Raw genomic sequence first — 17,952 nt, 5'->3', positions numbered from 1 at the left:
TCAACAGTTAGTTGATTGATAATGATTATCAGTTTCTCTGATAATCATACTGGAACGGGGGATAACATATGGCAACACCGAAACAACCACTGCGCACAGGCATGCTGCTTGCAATGACCCTGGCACTACTGACGGTCATTATGGCGGGATGTGGAAGCCAGTCACAAAATAACAGCGCAGCAGCACCTCAAGCAACAGGCGACACTCGAATGATTAAACATGAGATGGGAGAAACCAAAGTTACGGGTAAACCCAAAAGAATCGTAACCCTGGAATTCTCTTTTGTCGATGCCACAACCCAGCTGGGCGTAACTCCTGTCGGTATAGCTCAGGAAAATGACGATGATATTGATGGGCTGCTGGGCAAGAAAATCAACTTCACACCAGTAGGCACACGCAAACAGCCAAACCTGGAAACGATCAGCTCCCTGAAGCCGGATTTGATTATTGCCGATCTGAATCGTCATAAAAGCATATACAAAGAACTAAGCGAGATTGCTCCGACCATTGTTCTAAAGAGCCGCAATTCCTCCTATGAACAAAACTTGGCATCCTTCGGTGTCATCGCCGATGCGTTAGGTGAGAAGGAAAAAGGCGAGCAAATTCTCGCTACGCATAAAGCTACAATGGAAAAGTTGAAGGAAGGCATCAAAACTGGTGAGCCACGTAGCGTATTGCTAGGGGTATTCCGTTCTGATTCACTATCGGCTCACGGCGCTTCATCCTTTGATGGACAACTACTGGAGCAAGCGGGTATCCACAATGCCCTTCAAAATACAAGCGAGCCTACCGTCAAGCTGACACTGGAACAGATTTCACAAGCGGATCCTGATGTGATCTTTTTGGTGGAAGCCGATGAGAAGCTGATTGCGGAATGGAAGCAAAACCCGCTTTGGCAAAACATTACGGCCGTCAAAAAAGGGGAAGTTTACGAAGTAAACCGGGCACTGTGGACCCGGTACCGTGGACTCGGCTCAGCCGAAAAAATACTGGAGCAAGCCATTTCGCTTCTGTATCCCGCGCAAAGTAAAGGAGACGGCTCCCGTTGATCGGACAAGCCTCACGCGACCGGCTGAATAAGCCGGTCTTCTTTGCACTTATCGCTGCGTTGCTGGCTGGATTTCTGCTCAGCGTGGCGATTGGCCCGGTCAGGATGGACATCCCCACCATGCTGACTGCGCTGTTCACCGAGCATCCGTCTAAGGATCAGCTCATTGTCTTGACGGTACGCCTACCGCGTGCCGTTATTGGCCTAATCGTCGGGGCCGGGCTTGCCGTGGCTGGAGCCCTGATGCAGGCCATCACGCGCAACCCGCTGGCTTCGCCGCAGGTATTCGGAGTCAGCTCAGGCGCTTCGCTGGCTGTCGTGCTGTCCGTCGTGCTGCTGCCGAATATCGGATCGTCCGGCAGCATTTATTTTGCTTTTGCCGGGGCCATCGCAGGCGGCTCCTTCGTATACGCGCTGGCCGGAACGGCGGGCATGACGCCGGTCAAGCTGGCCCTTGCCGGGATGGCCGTGCATCTGTTGCTGGCCTCCGTCACCCAAGGACTGCTCGTGTTCAACGAGCAAATATCTGATGTGCTGTATTGGCTCGCCGGAGCCATCGACGGGTCCACATGGGCCGACACGCGTCTGGTGCTACCATGGTTTGCCGTGGGTATGATTCTTGCACTGGCGCTAGCCCCTTCGCTATCTGTGCTGAGCCTCGGGACGGAGGTCGCACAGGGGTTGGGACAAAACGTACGTCTTGTCCGCTTACTGGCCTCAGCCTCAGTGATTATGCTGGCAGGCTCTGCTGTAGCAGTAGCCGGGTCTATCGGCTTTGTGGGCCTGATGGTGCCGAATATCATCAAGGTGTTTACAGGCGATAATTACAAACGGGTCATCCCCCTGTCTGCAATCTGCGGAGCTCTGCTGCTGACATATGCAGACGTGCTTGGACGATTTATTGCCTTTCCTTATGAATCGCCCGTTGGTATCGTAACCGCGCTGGTGGGCGCGCCATTCTTTTTATATCTGGCGCACAAGAACGGGAGGGCTTCACGATGAAAAAGCTGTGGATTTTACTCGTGTTAATGCTGGGTGTTTCCTTTGTAGCTATCGGCGTGGGCAGCACCTACATTACACCCGCTGAGCTGATCGCCGCTCTGACTGACCGAAATGCCTCTTCCTGGTTCATCGTTCGCCATTACCGACTGCCTCGTGGCCTGCTGGCCATCATGGCCGGTGCTGGCCTTGCAGTAGCCGGTGTTCTGCTGCAAGGTATGATCCGCAACCCGCTAGCCTCGCCAGATGTGGTAGGTGTATCCAAGGGGGCTGGCTTTGCGGCGGTTCTCGTCATCGTACTGCTGCCCTCATCCCCAGTGGCGCTGTTGCCTGTAGCCGCCTTTGTCGGTGCCGGGCTAGCAGCACTGTTGCTCGTACAGCTTTCGATGAAGGGAGGCATGCGTCCCAACATGCTAGCCTTGACCGGACTGGCGGTGGGCGCTATTTTTCAGGCTGCGACCGACTATATACTGGTCAAGTATCCACTCGAAGCCAGCGACACGCTCACTTGGCTAGCTGGAAGTCTGTGGGGCAAAGGCTGGGACGAAGTGTATGGGCTACTGCCGTGGTTAATCGTGTTACTACCTCTCGCCTATGCACTACAGCGCAAGCTGGATATTATGGGCCTAGATGAGGAAAGCTCTGCTGGGCTGGGTCTTAGCGTGAAGCGTGTGCGTACAAGACTGCTCGCTGTGTCAGTCGCCTTGGCTGCCTCCTGTGTCGCTGCCATCGGCTCCATCGGCTTTATCGGACTGCTGGCACCGCATCTGGCACGGCGGTTATTTGGCAATCGCCACCGCTATCTATTGCCCGGTTCGGCGATGATCGGCGCGCTGATTCTCGTCCTCTCCGACGCGCTCGGACGGGGTCTGAAGCCGCCGCTCGAAATTCCCGCTGGCATCGTGACAGCCGTCATTGGCGCGCCATATTTTTTGTATCTATTACTACGGGAACGCAAACAGAAAGGCAGCGGATAGGATGAGGATAAGGAGTTGCGCAACGCAGCTAAACGCTGTATTATACCGTAGCGTTTAGCTGCGTTACCTTCTCACCTGTACACCGATACGCTGATTAATTTCTTTTGTAAACGATTTATCATGTAGTAATCTCTTTTTAAAATCATTTATCATTTCAGGCAAGCTGGCATTTGTGTTAGGATCCAAATCGTTAAAAAAGACAGCTAGTTCTGTCGTATGCCCTTCCTTATCTGTCGCATACATGGCCAGTGTCAAAACATAAGCCGTGGAGCCACCTTTTTGCCCAGTATGTTTCAGAAATTGCTGGTTTTCAGGAAGAACCATAAGAGGTTTCTCCATGACCTCGGACAATAACTTTTGCTCAACTTTTGTGAACCCTTGACGGCGGTTCAGCTTACTCATTAAAAAGGCATAATCGGCTGTCGTTGAAGCTATAAAACGATCCGTATTGATACGGTCATAATCCTGATCATACCAAGTCTTAATATCTGCGTTTCTCTTGTAAGAACCACTCACATCACGGCGCAGCTTGTTATGAATCACGCGGGCATATCGGCGAAATTCCGTATCAGACATCACCTGGATGGCTTCTTTGGCAGAAATATTATTCTTCGTATTATTCCAATTCTCACTTTGTCTCTCCTTCATCCATTCGTAGGGAATCAAAATGGAGGATACAAACGGATAAATGGGATCATGATTTTGCAGCCCCATTTTGGCTCTCGTCCGATTGATCGCATCCACCCCCAGTTTGTCCATTAAATACTCTGCATTGGCGTTGGAACTGAATTGAATCATCCCCTTGGCGACGTCTCGTACAGATACAGTTTCATTCCGTATCCGCCCTTTCGCCTCCATATTCTGTAGCCACGCCGTATGAGCACCACCATCCAAACCCGGCAAATAAAACCTTTCCAGTGAAATCAGCTTCACTCTCCCGTCCGGGTTAATCTTACCCACCACCGCTTGCTTGGCATATTCGATCGCAATGATTGTTTTGACGGTGCTCGCCAAAGGCATCATCCGGTTTTCCTCTTGACCTGCCAGCTTTTTTCCATCTCTTAGAATCGTAATCGAAACTTTTTCTGCATTCGCCTCCACAAAATGAAGTAAACGCGTGGTAGCATCCTGTTCCTTCGTTTCTTCCTTAACGTCAGCTGCAATCGCAGTTGTGGGCCGGACGGTATTCGGGGGATTAGCCACTTGATTCTGCACGAAAGATAGTAAGCCTGCCGCTACACCCATAACGATGAGCAGTGTAGCCAAACTCGTTGCTAACACGATAAGGCGCTTTCGATTCACTATTACCTCCCCCCGTATGTACTTCACATACAGGTTTATTTTCCCATATTTATATTTCAATTTCTATTTTAAACGAAAACACAGTACAAAAAGTTTCATTACGTGTCATATTTTCAAATAACATAAAAAAGAGAGCCTCCTGTATATAACACAGGCTGACTCTCTTTCACTATCCCTCGACACTTATGCTGGATAGGGTACTTCGGTTCCATTCAATATGAGGTGCATCCGAATTTCCGCTTTTAAGGAGTCGGATACCGCACAATATTTTTCCTTACCCATCTGAATCGCTTTCCATACGCGGTAATCCGGAATATCACCATCTACGTGGAATGTCAGATCAATTGCTGTAAAGCCTGTCGGCATTTCTTCCTTGCGCGTACCTTCTGCGTCAATATCAATGCGAGTGATGTCCGACAAGAAACGATCCAAAATCATCGTAATATCAATGCCCATACATCCCGCCAGACCCGCCAACAGCAGTTCCATGGGTGTCATCCCTTTACCATCACCGCCATAAGCCGCCGTAGCATCCATCCCTACAGAATAACCGGATGGTCCCTCCGAAGTAAACGCGCGTTTGCCGTGCCAAGTTGTAGATACTTTCATGTTCAAAGGCCTTCTTTCCATCTTAATAATCTATGATTCATCCTCGATCTTACTTTAAAATTCACTGATTTGGCGTAAAAATTTTTGTGTCCTCTCATGCTGGGGAGTGTCAAAAAACGCCTGTGGCGCTGCCTCCTCCAAAATGATACCATCTGCCATAAATACGACCTTGTCCGCCACCTCGCGAGCAAATTTCATCTCATGAGTAACGACGACCATCGTCATTCCGTCTTGAGCCAACTCTCTCATAACACCCAGTACTTCCCCTACCAACTCGGGATCAAGCGCCGATGTCGGCTCGTCGAACAGCATAATCGCCGGGTCCATCGCCAGCGCACGCGCAATGGCTACACGTTGCTGCTGTCCACCGGACAGACGTGAAGGATGTACATCCTGCTTGTCCGATAACCCCACCCGCTCCAACAACCCTTGTCCGATGGACATAGCCTTGTCGCGCGGCATTTTTTTTACGGTCAGCAGTCCTTCAATGACATTGCCGATTGCGGTTTTGTGCGGATACAGATTGAATTGCTGGAACACCATCCCCGTCTGTTTGCGAATATCACGAATGGCTGCTTGGCGGACACGAACGGGAGCCGCAGCATCGACCTCAATCCCATTCACCTCAAACTTGCCGGAAGACAGCTCTTCCAGACCGTTCAGGCAGCGCAGCAAGGTACTTTTACCTGAACCGCTCGGGCCGAGTAATACGACGATTTCACGAGCGGCAACCCGAAAATCAATGCTTTTTAGGACCTCTACCTGTCCGAATCGTTTACCTAATCCGTTTGTTGTTATCATCATCTATCATCTCCACCTTAATAAGCTCGAGCCAGTCGCTTTTCCACCCGCTCCAGTATAGCGGAGAATCCAATGCTCATAATCCAGTACATCAGGCCAATTTCGAGCAGAAACGGCATATAGAGCAAATACTGCGCCTGTAAAAGCTGTGCCTGTCGCATCAATTCACTAACCCCGATCACCGACACCAGCGACGTTTCTTTAAGCATACCCACGAATGTATTCCCCATCGGTGCAATTGCGATCCGTACCGCCTGAGGAAGAATAATACGCCACATCGTTTGACCGGGCGACATTCCCGTTGCATAAGCTGCCTCGGTCTGTCCCTGGGGTACGGCTAAAATAGCTCCACGGAACGTCTCCGATAAGTACGCCCCTGTATTAATACTGAGTGCTAGACAAGCAGCTGTCAGCGATCCGAATGATATCCCATAATCATCCAATCCATAATAAATGACCGCAATCTGCACCAAAACCGGCGTCCCCCGAATGATCGATACATACATGCGCGCCAGCCATCGAACGGGTCGATTCCCCTTCAACCGGGCCACAGCAACAACCAAACCAATAATTAGGCCAAAAAACATAGAGACAATCGTAATATATAGCGTATAATAAGCACCCTTTAATAAAAAAGGGACGTTCTCCCACATTAATTCAAGCATCGGTTATATTCCCTTCTTTCAGACGAGTGGCCCCATGTCAGCATAAAAGCCAAGACTGGAGCCAGACGCCTCTAACAGGCTTACGTTATTCTTTTGGCTCCTCGCCAAACCATTTTTTGAAAATTGTTTTGTAAGTGCCGTCTTCCTTCATTTCTTTCAAAGCCTTGTTCAAGGCTTCTTTGAGCTCAGGAGTTTTCTGGTTAATAGCTACACCCGCTTGATCCGATTTAATCGGCTCGCCTACGGCTTTAATTTGGAACCCGTTTTTATCGATAATGGGCTTGAGAGCATACAGATTGTTGATGGTTGCGTCAATACGACCAGAGTTTAGATCCTTTAAGGAAGTAATGACATCATCATACGTTTTAATCTCAAAATCGCCTACCTTCGGCAGTACTTCATTCCGCAGATAAGATTCATCATTCGTTCCCAAGCCGACACCAATGGTTTTGCCTTTAAAGTCCTCCAGCTTGGTAATATCATTTGTTTTGCTGTTTACGATAATGTTTACATTGTTTGTGATATAAGGCTCTGTGAAGTCAATAGCCTTCTTACGATCCTCTGTAATCGTCACCTGACTAATCACAGCATCGAATTTTTTCTTTTGCAAACTTGGAACCAGCCCCGAGAATTCTTGTGCCGTGAACTCCGGTTTCACTCCAATCCGCTTCGCTAATTCTTTGGCGATATCCACATCAAATCCGTCCAATTCCTTGTTATCGTTCAAGAAATTGTACGGCGGATAGGTGCCCATCATGCCTACCTTAATTACACCAGCCTTCTTGATGGCTTCGAGCTGGTTACTCGCTGCCACATTACTGCTACCCGCTCCATTGCTAGTATTAGAAGCTTCTGGCTTAGTACCGCAAGCGCTCAGCACAAGGCTGAACAATGCCAGAGCCATGAGTGTAGTTACCAAGAACCCTTTTTTACGTGTTTTCATGTATCGTTCTCTCCTGTCTGGATGTAAATGATTGAGTTCTTCTATGTGATTTGGCTATATTATTTGTTGCCAACTACCCATTCATGCGATGTTGACCCTCTAGCTTTGACCTAATAGTCCATAAAACTCAAAATTAGCCGCCTCTGCTGCCAATCTTTTAGCAGTTATCTGCGTGATGTGGTCATGTGTTCCCTCTGAACCGAATAGCCAGCGTGTAATGACACCTTCGATCATACTCATGAGTAGTGCCGCTCTTAATTCGACATCCAATTCAGCAGGCAACATGTTCAGCTCGATCGCTCTTTCCATATTGCGCCGGAATGCCAGCTCCATCGCGGCCCTTGTCTCTCGGATACTCTGGCGCACCGGTTCATCGACACCGCTGCCGATCAGCAGCAAACCCATCAGATAGCGGTTTTCCAATGCAAAATCAAATAATCGAACAAACAGCGCCTCCGATGCCTTAACCATATCAGCCAGCGTTCCCGCATCACGGCGATATCCCTGTCCAATCGCTGACAGTAGTTGTTCACGACCGGTGGCGATAATCTCCAGCGCCAGTGCCTCTTTGCTTTTAAAATGCCAATAAAACGTGCCTTGGGCTACTCCCGCCTCTACCACGATATCTGAAATCTTCGTTTGGTGGTAACCCTGCTCGGCGAACCGCTTTAATGCAATGTGAAGAAGCTGTGTTCTGCGGTCTGTTTCTTCTCCCGCATGCTCAGCAGGTTGGTCATTTGAGTCAATCTCGGACTGCTTCGCCTTCCGTGGCTGCATGGATTTCCTCCTCCCGATTGATCAGTCAGTCAGTTTTGTATTTTTAATCCTATAGGATAAGTATACTTTTGTCAAAGAAAAAAGTGTCAGAAGAAAATAAAGTTTTGCTGCTCCAAGCGGCTTTTAAATTTTAAAAACCGACAGATCCCATAAAATAAGTATTAGACTGGCGCCAACAAAAAAGACAGCGGCAGTCTCAGACTACCGCTGTTTTATTAAACTAACGTTTCTCGTTAGCGTAATGGGTTCTGTCATTAGCCTCAACCGCTTACTTGTTTGCTCAGACTCCTGGCAACAGCTGGGGCATGATGCTTTTGCCATAATCCAAGACGTACTTATTAATCTCTGAGACAAGTTTTGTGTCCTTAGTTTTGTAGTGCACCTTGTTAATTACGAAGTAACCTGTACTAGAATATTGCTCATCACTCGAAAACATCAACGTAAAACGATAAAACAAAAAAGCCGCTAAAATAGCGACTTCAAATGGGACTATGCTCTTGTCCCCCGACAGTTAATCCAGATACAAAATCTCAATCTCGCCCGGAGCGAAGGATTGCTCTGCGTAATCCCCCCCCCAATCACAAAGCGATCTCAAAATGGGTTCAAGTGATTGACCCAGTTCCGTCGTTGAATATTCCACCTTAGGCGGTACCTGATTGTACATCTTTCTGCGAATTAATCCGTCTGTTTCCAGTTCCCGAAGAGTTTGAATCAGCATCTTTTGCGATATATTATGAACGAGTCGCTTAAGCTCTCCCGTCCGTTTAGGTCCTTTTATTAAATAGTACAGAACAAGCCCCTTCCACTTTCCTCCGATAACCTCTAGTGTAACTTCCAGTTCACAGAAAAATGTTTTCATATCAATACACCATCTCCCGATCTAAGAATATCCCCTTCATGTATCGCTTGATCCTTCAAGGATCACTGAAGGAAAAATTGAACGTTACATGGAGGGGATAATACAATCGCCTTTAAGTTGATTTAAAAATCTTTGTCGTTTGAAAATTACTATGTCCTGGTTAAACTTGAGCTACTCCGCCATCTACGAATAATTCAACGCCGTTCATATAGCTGCTTTCATTAGAGGCTAGGAACATGACAGCATTGGAGATCTCTTCAACCTGCCCCACTCTGCCGAGCGGAATATCATTTTTTGCCTGTTCCAGTAAATGATCTAGTTCAGAGCCAAATAACTCATCGTACGCCGGCGTTACGATTGTTCCCGGACTAAGGATGTTTATACGAATTTCGGTCCCTCTCATATCAAGAATCCAGCTGCGGACGAGCTGTCTGATCGCTGCCTTGGATGCACCATAGATACTAAACGCTGGCATCCCCGTCGAGCCAGCAGTGGATCCCGTTAGAATAATCGAACCTCTTTTATTTGGAAACAAAGCTAATGCCTTTTGTACTGTAAAGATGGTTCCTTTCACGTTGACATCGAAAGTCTTGTAGTATTGTGCTTCTGTAATTTCTCCTAATGGAAGCAATGACCCTAGTCCGGCATTTGCAAAGAGAATGTCCAAGTGTCCCTTTTCTCGCTTAACTGTTTCAAATAATATATCTAGATCTTCCGATTTAGATATGTCACCTCGGACACCTGTAACATTCTTTCCGATCTGCTTTACTGCTTCATCCAGTTCACGTTGTCTGCGTCCCGTGATAAAAACGTAAGCCCCTTCTTTTACGAACTGTTGTGCCGACGCGAGACCGATGCCGCTTGTACCTCCGGTTACAACTGCTACCTTCCCGTCAAATTTCCCCATTCTATTACACTCCTTTTATAATGATTTATATGGTATAGGATGCTCTGTCTGCTTCATGAACCTCCTATGAACGATAGTATGGGGGAAAAGTTACAAGAAAAACAGTACCCACTTTTTTGTGATATAGTCACCAAAAAGTGATAATTGAGGCGGCACAAGCGTTTGTTTTTACAGCCTAACAGATGGAAGTGAGCTCCATTAAGTTTGAGATTGTATATGTGCTTTTAATTTCTGCCGGACTTCTTTGTCCGGTTCTGTTGACCCAACAGGTGTCAATGCCCGACTGAAGACCACCATCTGAAATATGACTTATGACGTAATTGAAAAATTCTCCCTTCGGTTTTTGATAACCAATGCTTTGCGAATCAAAGATATCCTCGAAAAACTTATATAGCCCAGACTGCTTCAAGCGTTTGATTTGCGTGTGAGTGATACCATACGTGATTACGAACATTCGATGGGTCTTTGATAAGCGATGACAGACATCCATTGCGCCTTCCATAAGCAATTGGTTTCCATCTCCCAACAATTCTCTATACAAACCTTCCCATTCCAAGCCGACCACGATTTCCCTCATTCTCAACATTGTAAAAGAGGGCTCCATTAATTACTCACCACATGATACCACGTATTTGAACTATCCTGCCCGTTAGCTTAAACAAGTACCGGCAGTCTAATGTGGTGTAGTGCTTATGAAAAGTAAATAAGCCCATAACCGTATTTGGAAGCAAATGAATTTTCCAATTTATAAGGGTATGGGCTCTCTTTGATCCTAAATAAGGCAGTGTAGGTTCTTATCACTTATAAAACATCATCGTCTGCTAATATACATTAGCATGTTGCTCTTATATGGTAAAAGCAATTTGTTGAGATATCGTACCCGTCGTTCAATGCCAATCCCATTCCGAATAATGGTGATTATTAGGCCCTGTTAGAGCCTCGCGAACGTGATGTAATCGACTTGGACAGGCTCTACCGATTCGATCCGAAGCGCCCGGTTGATCTGTCCCCGGTGATATTGCCCATGTAAGAGGACCTGTGACAGGATGTCCCGGACGGACGTTTGGAACGGAACCCCGCTCTGATTCGCATAGTCGATCATCTCGTCCAACTCGGATTCCTCAAGTCCTTCGATATAGACGCGATATTGCTCGGCGTTTTCTTCGAACATCGTCCGGATCGCCGTCAGGTCTTCTGCTTCCTCCCACAACGAATATTGGGCGCTGCCCTTGCCCGGCAATCGGGACAGCCAGACTCGTTCCGCGACCGCGACGTGCCGAACCAGCTTCAGAAGGTCCTTGTTCTTCGTCTCACTCTTCTCGAGCGCGTCCAGGATGCGTCCGTCCGCCCAGTACAGGTGGTCCATCATGCACTTGATCGTCTTCATTTCGGTTTCCCCTCTTCGTCTCATCGATTACTTGAACCTACTATTAACCGTTAGTTTAAGCATTTAAATGAACTAAAACAACCTTTACACCAGCCTCATTTTTACGTTCAGCCTTGAAAAATCTTTGATACTTTAATTTCATAACTCTTCTCAGGCAGTGCCTTTTTAAAAAAAAATCATTTGGCTAGGTCTATTTTGTTATTGTCTTTTTCGGGTTTTTAGCTGCTTTAACTTTCATGGGAGTTCAATAAAAAAGGAAGCTCCAGCGCCAAATATTAATTAAAGAACATACGCGGGTAGCATGTAGTGCTTCTAAAGGAGCCTTATATTAATCCAAGCACTAAGAAAACGCTTTATTTGCTCAGTCTACAACTTTATTTTCTTTAAACAAAAAGAGAACCTCCACAGAGGTTCTCAGATTGTCGAGAAACCCCGTCATTTTGAGACGTGGGTTTCTTTTTTACATCATAATGCTCTGGTCTCTGGAGAAGCAGGGGGGGTTACCCCTGTTTCTCCAGGCGATCTAGGTGGATCGCCATCTTCTTCATGTTCTGCACGGCTGCCGTCATAAGGGCTTGTTCCCTGACGTTTGGAAGACCGCGCAAACGGCAATAGCGAAACCCATGGAGCTCTTTGGCATCCGCGAAGCTTCGCTCAATCGTCTCTTTTCGTTTGCGGTACAGCTTTTTACCAGATGGGCTCAGCCGGTTGCTCCGTACCCACTCTTTGCTGTCTTCCCAGACATGCCGAGTCACCACTTTGCGGTGGTTTCGAGACTGGGTACACTGACTTAGCAGTGGGCAATGCTGGCACTGAGCTGGGTCAGAGGCATACTGCCGGTATCCCTTACGGTCCGTCGTTCGGTAGGGCAGTTCCTGTTGGGCTGGGCATCTATACGCATTGCGTTTGGCATCGTATTCAAACTTCCATTTCGGAAACAGTCCTTGTCTGGGATGGAATCTTCGGTGAGCAATCACGGCAAAAATCTTTCGGTTCTGCAAACCTCGGCAAATCGGCGTTGTTAAATAACCTGAATCTAGTGCAACAGCTTCTACTTGAAAACCAAAACGTTCTCTTTGGCGATCCAAACGGGACAAATAGGGGACAGAATCATGTACATTCCCTGGTGTCACATGCACGTCCGTAATCAGATTGTACTTCATATCCACCGTGCGGTGGTCCAGATAGAAGAAGCCTTCGGGCTTGCCATCACGGATCATATAGCCGCTGTCCGGGTCTGTTTTGCTCACTTTAATTTCTTTTTCTTCGTTCACTTCCTCTCGGGATTTTAAGGCTTTTTTCCGTGGTTTCTCCGGTCATCCTTCACCGCTTCGTTCAGCTCGTCCATATAGTCTTTAGTATTCTGCAACACTTGTTCTTTGATGTACTGGTGCCTGTTAGCATTGGCTTTGACGTGTGTGGAATCGGTGACGAGAACACGCCCACCCACCATTCGGTGAGAGATCGCCTGCAGCACAATTTCATCGAAGATATCTTGAAAGATCGTGGTGTCTTTAAAGCGAGTGCGACGATTCCAGCTAATCGTCGTATGGTCCGGAACTTTATCCGTTAAGCCCAACCCCAGAAACCAACGATAAGCTAGGTTCGTCTGAATTTCTCGCTCGAGTTGCCGTTCTGAGCGAATGCCATAGAAATAACCGAGAAAGATCATTTTAAACAATACGGTAGGATCAATGGCAGGACGCCCGTTGTCTGCACAATACAGTGGTCGAACTTTATCATCGATAAACGAAAAATCGATATACTTATCTACTTTGCGGAGCAAGTGATCTTGAGGAACCAGATCTTCGATGGAAACAAATTCGTAGGATTGTTGTTTTTCGCGGTTGGAGCGTAGCATATCAACACCATCCGTTCTACAATAGTTACCTATATTATACAACATTAACGCGGTGTCGTCTTAAACAAAATTAACATAAAATAGGCTGTCGAGACTTTCTCGACAGCCTGAGAACCTCCACAGAGGTTCTCTTTATCCTTTATATCGCTGCTACAGCAATGCTTTTGCCGCAATGTCCGTACGGTTTTGTTTACCTTCAAAGGTAATACGAGCCGCCTGTTCGTAAGCTTTATCCCGTGCCCCGGCAATATCACGTCCCAAGCCGACCACACCTAATACACGTCCGCCGTTCGTTACCCACTCGCCCTGTTCGTTGATGCCCGTTCCAGCATGGAATACAATAGCTTCGTCTACCTGTTCCAATCCGTGGATAGGTACGCCTTTGGCGTAAGCTGCAGGATAACCTCCGGATGCCAGCACCACGCACACTGCCGCTTCGTCCTTCCACTCGATCTCCACCTGATCCAGCGTGCCATTTACAGCAGCGAGAAAAATATCGAGCAGATCGGATTTCAAACGAGGCAGAACCACTTGAGTTTCCGGATCCCCGAAACGTGCATTAAACTCAATGGTCTTCGGCTTGCCGTCCGGCGAAATCATCAATCCGGCAAATAATACACCTCGGAATGGACGCCCTTCAGCAACCATGGCCTTGGCCGTCGGTTTAATAATCGTCTCAATAGCTTCCTTAATAATGGAATTGGCTATGTGAGGCAATGGAGAATACGTACCCATGCCACCTGTATTTGGCCCTTTGTCACCATCAAAAATAGGCTTGTGGTCTTGCGCCGCGGCCATCGGACGAACCGTTTCACCATCGACAAAGGAGAGAATCGACATTTCCTGACCAGCCAGAAACTCCTCAATCACGACTTGTGCCCCGGCTTCGCCAAACACCTTGGCCACCATAATGTCAGAGAGAGCCTTTTCCGCTTCCTCCATCGAGTAAGCGACCGTTACCCCTTTGCCTGCCGCCAGTCCGTCTGCCTTAATGACGATCGGGATCGGTTGCTCCTTCAAGTATGCATGTGCTTCCTCGTAAGTATAAAACTTACGATAGGTTGCTGTCGGAATATGATATTTATGGAGCAAATCCTTCATGAAGATTTTGCTACCTTCAATTTCCGCTGCATTTTTACGCGGTCCGAATACGGGAATGCCTTTCGCTTCAAAAGCATCCACAATGCCATCTGCCAGCGGATCATCGGGGCCAACCACGACAAGTCCGACCTTTTTGGATTCCGCCAGTTCTGTCAGCGCGTCAAAGTCACTCACCGGAATCGGCACACACTCCGCTAACTGTCCGATACCAGCATTGCCTGGTGCGCAATAGATTTGTCCGGCCTTGGGGCTTTTCTTCAGCGACCACACAATTGCATGTTCGCGGCCGCCCCCTCCGATAACCAAAATATCCATTCAGGTGATTCCTCCCGCTCCCATTAAGATTGTTCAGGTGAAAATGCTGCTGCATCCTCAACTCATACAAGTTAGTGCTTGAAATGACGTACGCCTGTAAAGACCATGGCAATGCCGTATTCGTTAGCAACCTTGATGGACTCTTCGTCTTTGATGGAGCCGCCCGGCTGAATAACTGCTGTGATGCCTGCTTTAGCTGCCAACTCCAACGTATCGCCCATCGGGAAAAATGCATCGGATGCCAGTACGGCACCTTTTGCTTTGTCACCAGCCTGCTCGATAGCAATCTTGGCCGCACCGACACGGTTCATTTGTCCAGCGCCTACGCCAATGGTCATATTATCTGCCGCCAGTACGATGGCGTTGGATTTCACATGCTTAACCACTTTCCAGCTAAACAAAAGCTGTTTCAGTTCTTCCTCGGATGGTGCCCGCTCCGTTACAACTGTAAGTGCATCCGAGTCTACAGCGTGAATGTCATTTTGCTGAACGACCATGCCACCTTCAATGGAAGTCACGACGAAGCGGCTTTCCACCTGTTCAGACCGGGAAAGCTCACCCAAATCAAGCAAACGAATATTTTTCTTTTTCGTTAAAATCTCCAAAGCTTCTTTCGTAAAGCCCGGTGCCAGTACAATTTCCAAAAAGATTTCACTGAGCTTATTTGCTGTATCACCATCAATAATCCGGTTAGCCGCTACGATGCCGCCAAAAATCGAGGTTGGATCAGCTGCATACGCCTTGCTGTACGCTTCATAAATACTGCCGCCAATTCCCACACCGCAAGGATTCATATGCTTAACTGCTACTACTGTAGGTTCGCTGAATTCTTTGACAATTTGCAAAGCTGCATTAGCATCATTGATGTTATTGTAAGACAGCTCTTTGCCGTGAAGTTGTTTCGCTGTTGTCAGTGTACCCTTTGCCGCCAATGGCTCACGGTAAAATGCCGCCTGCTGATGCGGATTTTCGCCATAACGCAAATCCTGGATTTTTTCATAGGTTACAGTGTAACGCTCAGGCAACGGCTCACCTGTCACATTCGACAAATAATCGGATATCAAAGCGTCGTATGACGCCGTATGGCGGAACACTTTTGCAGCCAAACGCTTACGGGTATTCAGCTCCGTATCGCCATCCTTACGGATTTCCTCCAACACTGTGCTATAGTCATCAGCATCGACTACCACACTGACAAAAGCATGATTTTTTGCCGCAGAACGAAGCATCGTTGGACCGCCGATGTCGATATTTTCAATCGCGTCCTCATAAGTTACACCGGGTTTGGCAATCGTTTCCGCAAAAGGATACAGATTCACAACGACCAGATCAATATAACCCAATCCAAGCTCTTTCATCTGACGCTGATGCTCTTCATTATCCCGAACAGCCAGCAAGCCGCTGTGTACCGCAGGGTGGAGTGTTTTAACACGTCCATCCATAATTTCAGGAAAACCCGTTATCTCGGAAATGCCGATGACAGGAATGCCCTCCTTCGACAACAAGCTGCTCGTTCCCCCTGTCGAAACGATCTCCACACCCAATTTGGACAACTCGCGGCAAAATTCCACGATCCCTCGCTTATCCGATACGCTGACGAGCGCTCTTTTAATACTCACCCTGTCTCCTCCTTTAGCTCTTTCAGAATTTTGCAAAATTCTCTTTTATCATTTTATTTCCCGAGAAATATCGGAAAATGCCTGTACAGCATCCTTGATATGACAAATTACAATCATTCTTAGAGAAGTGAAATCACTTTGCGACCATTTAATTGGATTTTACCTTGGGCCAATTTGCCAACTACCTCTGGATATAGCTGACGTTCCACGGATTGAATGGCTGCGGATAAGGATTCCGCTGTATCATGGTCGTCAACTTCCACGACGCGCTGGGCAATAATGGCCCCCGTGTCCATGCCCCCGTCCACAAAATGAACGGTGACGCCACTTACCTTGACACCATAGGTCAATGCCTGTCCAACAGCATCTTTCCCTGGAAATGCCGGAAGTAGTGACGGATGAATATTAATGATTTTTCCTGCGTAGGCATCGACCATGACGCTGGATAGCAAACGCATGTAGCCAGCTAACACGATGAGATCAATTGATTTCTGCTCCAGTAAAGCCACCAGTTCACGCTCATAGTCTTCTCGAGAAGGATATTCCTTGGGTCGAAAGGTATGGCACGCAACTCCAGCTTTCTGTGCTCTAGCTACGGCAGGAGCCGCAGGCTTGTCACAGATGAGCAATTCTACCGAGGCATCGCCCAGTTCTCCTCGCGCAGCGGCATCCACCAGTGACTGAAAATTCGTCCCTTCGCCTGATGCAAAAACAGCAATCCGGTACTCGTTCATTACACCTCGGCTCCCGTAAAGGTCACGATAGAACTGCCTTCCGTTACTTTTCCGATCACATAGGCAGCTTCGCCCTGTTCCTTCAGAACTTCCAGTGCAGTCTGTGCATGCTCTTCGCCTACAACGATTACCATGCCAATCCCCATATTAAAGGTTGTGAACATGTCTCTGTTGGAGATTGCACCTTTTTCCTGCATGAGCTGGAAGATTGGCAAAATCGGCCAAGTGCCGTATTCAATATCCACATTGACGTGATCCGGTAACACTCTTGGGATATTTTCAATAAAACCACCACCTGTGATATGCGCCATACCTTTTACTTTTACCTTGTCCAGCAATGCCAAAACGGATTTCACGTAAATTTTCGTCGGCTCCAGCAGTACATCGCCCAGTTTGCCGTTTAAGCCTTCGATTTCATCATGCAAATCATAGCCCTGCTGTTCCAATAACAGCTTGCGAACCAGTGAGAAGCCATTACTGTGAACTCCACTGGAGGCCAGCCCAATAACGGTATCTCCAGGGGCAACGGAGCTGCCGTTGATGATTTTACTTTTATCTACAATCCCTACCGTGAATCCGGCAATATCATATTCACCCTCGCTATACATCCCTGGCATTTCTGCGGTTTCACCGCCGACCAGCGCACAGCCCGATTGATGGCATCCCTCTGCGATTCCAGCGACTATAGCTTCAATTTTCTCGGGCACAACCTTGTCACAAGCGAGGTAATCCAGAAAAAAGAGTGGCTCCGCGCCCCCGACGACAATGTCGTTTACACACATCGCAACCGCGTCGATACCAATGGTGTCATGACGATCCATTGCGAAAGCAAGCTTCAGCTTCGTGCCGACACCATCGGTACCGGAAACGAGTACAGGCTCCTCGTACTTATCCTTATTCAGGCCGAACAACGCACCGAATCCGCCCAAGTCCGTCAGCACTTCGGGACGGAAGGTACGTTTAACGTGCTTTTTCATCCGTTCTACTGCTTCATTACCGGCAGCGATATCTACCCCTGCATTTTTGTATGCTTCGGACATTCATGAAC

18 protein-coding genes are annotated in these 17,952 nt (G+C 47.8%); 3 read left to right on the top strand and 15 right to left on the bottom strand.

Annotated features, from left to right (window positions below; all coding sequences use genetic code 11):
* Positions 1-68 precede the first annotated feature (68 nt).
* From MKY16_RS04405 to MKY16_RS04395, 3 genes are read left to right on the top strand one after another with little or no spacing between them, the layout of a single operon-like run.
* On the top strand, positions 69-1,049 hold the full coding sequence (locus tag MKY16_RS04405; protein WP_340884393.1) for an ABC transporter substrate-binding protein: 981 nt from the start codon (positions 69-71) through the stop codon (positions 1,047-1,049).
* Complete coding sequence (locus MKY16_RS04400; protein WP_340954285.1) at positions 1,046-2,050, top strand: FecCD family ABC transporter permease; 1,005 nt, start codon at positions 1,046-1,048, stop codon at positions 2,048-2,050. Before MKY16_RS04405 ends, MKY16_RS04400 begins: the two co-directional genes overlap by 4 nt.
* The gene (locus MKY16_RS04395) at positions 2,047-3,024 is read left to right on the top strand and encodes a FecCD family ABC transporter permease (RefSeq protein ID WP_340954283.1); all 978 of its coding nucleotides are present in this window, start codon (positions 2,047-2,049) and stop codon (positions 3,022-3,024) included. Before MKY16_RS04400 ends, MKY16_RS04395 begins: the two co-directional genes overlap by 4 nt.
* Positions 3,025-3,087: 63 nt before the next feature.
* Here the strand turns inward: MKY16_RS04395 and MKY16_RS04390 are convergent, their stop codons facing one another.
* From MKY16_RS04390 to purM, 15 genes are all read right to left on the bottom strand, one after another.
* Positions 3,088-4,326 (bottom strand): serine hydrolase, encoded by a 1,239-nt coding sequence (locus tag MKY16_RS04390; RefSeq protein WP_340954281.1) that lies wholly within the window; start codon positions 4,324-4,326, stop codon positions 3,088-3,090.
* Between the two features lie 183 nt (positions 4,327-4,509).
* Positions 4,510-4,935, bottom strand: a complete 426-nt coding sequence (locus tag MKY16_RS04385) for an OsmC family protein (RefSeq protein WP_023987060.1) — start codon at positions 4,933-4,935, stop codon at positions 4,510-4,512.
* Between the two features lie 54 nt (positions 4,936-4,989).
* The gene (locus MKY16_RS04380; protein WP_340884374.1) at positions 4,990-5,739 is read right to left on the bottom strand and encodes an amino acid ABC transporter ATP-binding protein; all 750 of its coding nucleotides are present in this window, start codon (positions 5,737-5,739) and stop codon (positions 4,990-4,992) included.
* 14 nt (positions 5,740-5,753) lie between these two features.
* Positions 5,754-6,401 (bottom strand): amino acid ABC transporter permease, encoded by a 648-nt coding sequence (locus tag MKY16_RS04375; protein ID WP_013308808.1) that lies wholly within the window; start codon positions 6,399-6,401, stop codon positions 5,754-5,756.
* A gap of 85 nt (positions 6,402-6,486) precedes the next feature.
* Positions 6,487-7,344 carry a substrate-binding periplasmic protein gene (locus tag MKY16_RS04370; RefSeq protein ID WP_025723274.1) on the bottom strand — a complete coding sequence of 286 codons (858 nt, stop codon included), beginning with the start codon at positions 7,342-7,344 and terminating at the stop codon, positions 6,487-6,489.
* A gap of 99 nt (positions 7,345-7,443) precedes the next feature.
* Entirely contained in the window at positions 7,444-8,121 is a 678-nt protein-coding gene (locus MKY16_RS04365) for a TetR/AcrR family transcriptional regulator (RefSeq protein WP_340954275.1), read from the bottom strand.
* A 511-nt stretch (positions 8,122-8,632) separates the two neighbouring features.
* Positions 8,633-8,980, bottom strand: coding sequence for a winged helix-turn-helix transcriptional regulator (locus MKY16_RS04360; RefSeq protein ID WP_017428087.1), 348 nt, complete (start codon positions 8,978-8,980; stop codon positions 8,633-8,635).
* Positions 8,981-9,140: 160 nt separating this feature from the next.
* A complete protein-coding gene (locus MKY16_RS04355; RefSeq protein WP_165149917.1) occupies positions 9,141-9,887 on the bottom strand; it encodes an SDR family NAD(P)-dependent oxidoreductase in 747 nt (248 codons plus the stop codon).
* Positions 9,888-10,062: 175 nt separating this feature from the next.
* Complete coding sequence (locus MKY16_RS04350; RefSeq protein ID WP_318628208.1) at positions 10,063-10,473, bottom strand: haloacid dehalogenase; 411 nt, start codon at positions 10,471-10,473, stop codon at positions 10,063-10,065.
* Between the two features lie 345 nt (positions 10,474-10,818).
* Positions 10,819-11,274 carry a DinB family protein gene (locus tag MKY16_RS04345; RefSeq protein WP_165150840.1) on the bottom strand — a complete coding sequence of 152 codons (456 nt, stop codon included), beginning with the start codon at positions 11,272-11,274 and terminating at the stop codon, positions 10,819-10,821.
* 500 nt (positions 11,275-11,774) lie between these two features.
* Positions 11,775-13,135, bottom strand: a protein-coding gene (locus tag MKY16_RS04340; protein WP_340954273.1) for an IS1182 family transposase whose coding sequence is annotated in 2 segments (ribosomal slippage) — positions 11,775-12,568 and positions 12,568-13,135 — 1,362 coding nt in all. Because the reading frame shifts where the segments join, the coding sequence is not laid out codon by codon here.
* A 150-nt stretch (positions 13,136-13,285) separates the two neighbouring features.
* Positions 13,286-14,551: a phosphoribosylamine--glycine ligase gene (purD, locus tag MKY16_RS04335; protein WP_340954271.1), complete on the bottom strand. Its 1,266-nt coding sequence runs from the start codon at positions 14,549-14,551 to the stop codon at positions 13,286-13,288.
* Positions 14,552-14,622: 71 nt separating this feature from the next.
* Positions 14,623-16,170: a bifunctional phosphoribosylaminoimidazolecarboxamide formyltransferase/IMP cyclohydrolase gene (purH, locus tag MKY16_RS04330; protein WP_340954268.1), complete on the bottom strand. Its 1,548-nt coding sequence runs from the start codon at positions 16,168-16,170 to the stop codon at positions 14,623-14,625.
* 119 nt (positions 16,171-16,289) lie between these two features.
* The gene (gene purN, locus MKY16_RS04325) at positions 16,290-16,904 is read right to left on the bottom strand and encodes a phosphoribosylglycinamide formyltransferase (RefSeq protein ID WP_340954266.1); all 615 of its coding nucleotides are present in this window, start codon (positions 16,902-16,904) and stop codon (positions 16,290-16,292) included.
* Positions 16,904-17,944, bottom strand: a complete 1,041-nt coding sequence (gene purM, locus MKY16_RS04320) for a phosphoribosylformylglycinamidine cyclo-ligase (RefSeq protein ID WP_209950368.1) — start codon at positions 17,942-17,944, stop codon at positions 16,904-16,906. Before purM ends, purN begins: the two co-directional genes overlap by 1 nt.
* Positions 17,945-17,952 lie beyond the last annotated feature (8 nt).

It is taken from the genome of Paenibacillus sp. FSL L8-0641, from assembly GCF_038006265.1.
GTDB lineage: Bacteria > Bacillota > Bacilli > Paenibacillales > Paenibacillaceae > Paenibacillus > Paenibacillus polymyxa_D.
This window is presented reverse-complemented; position numbering and strand designations above follow the sequence as displayed.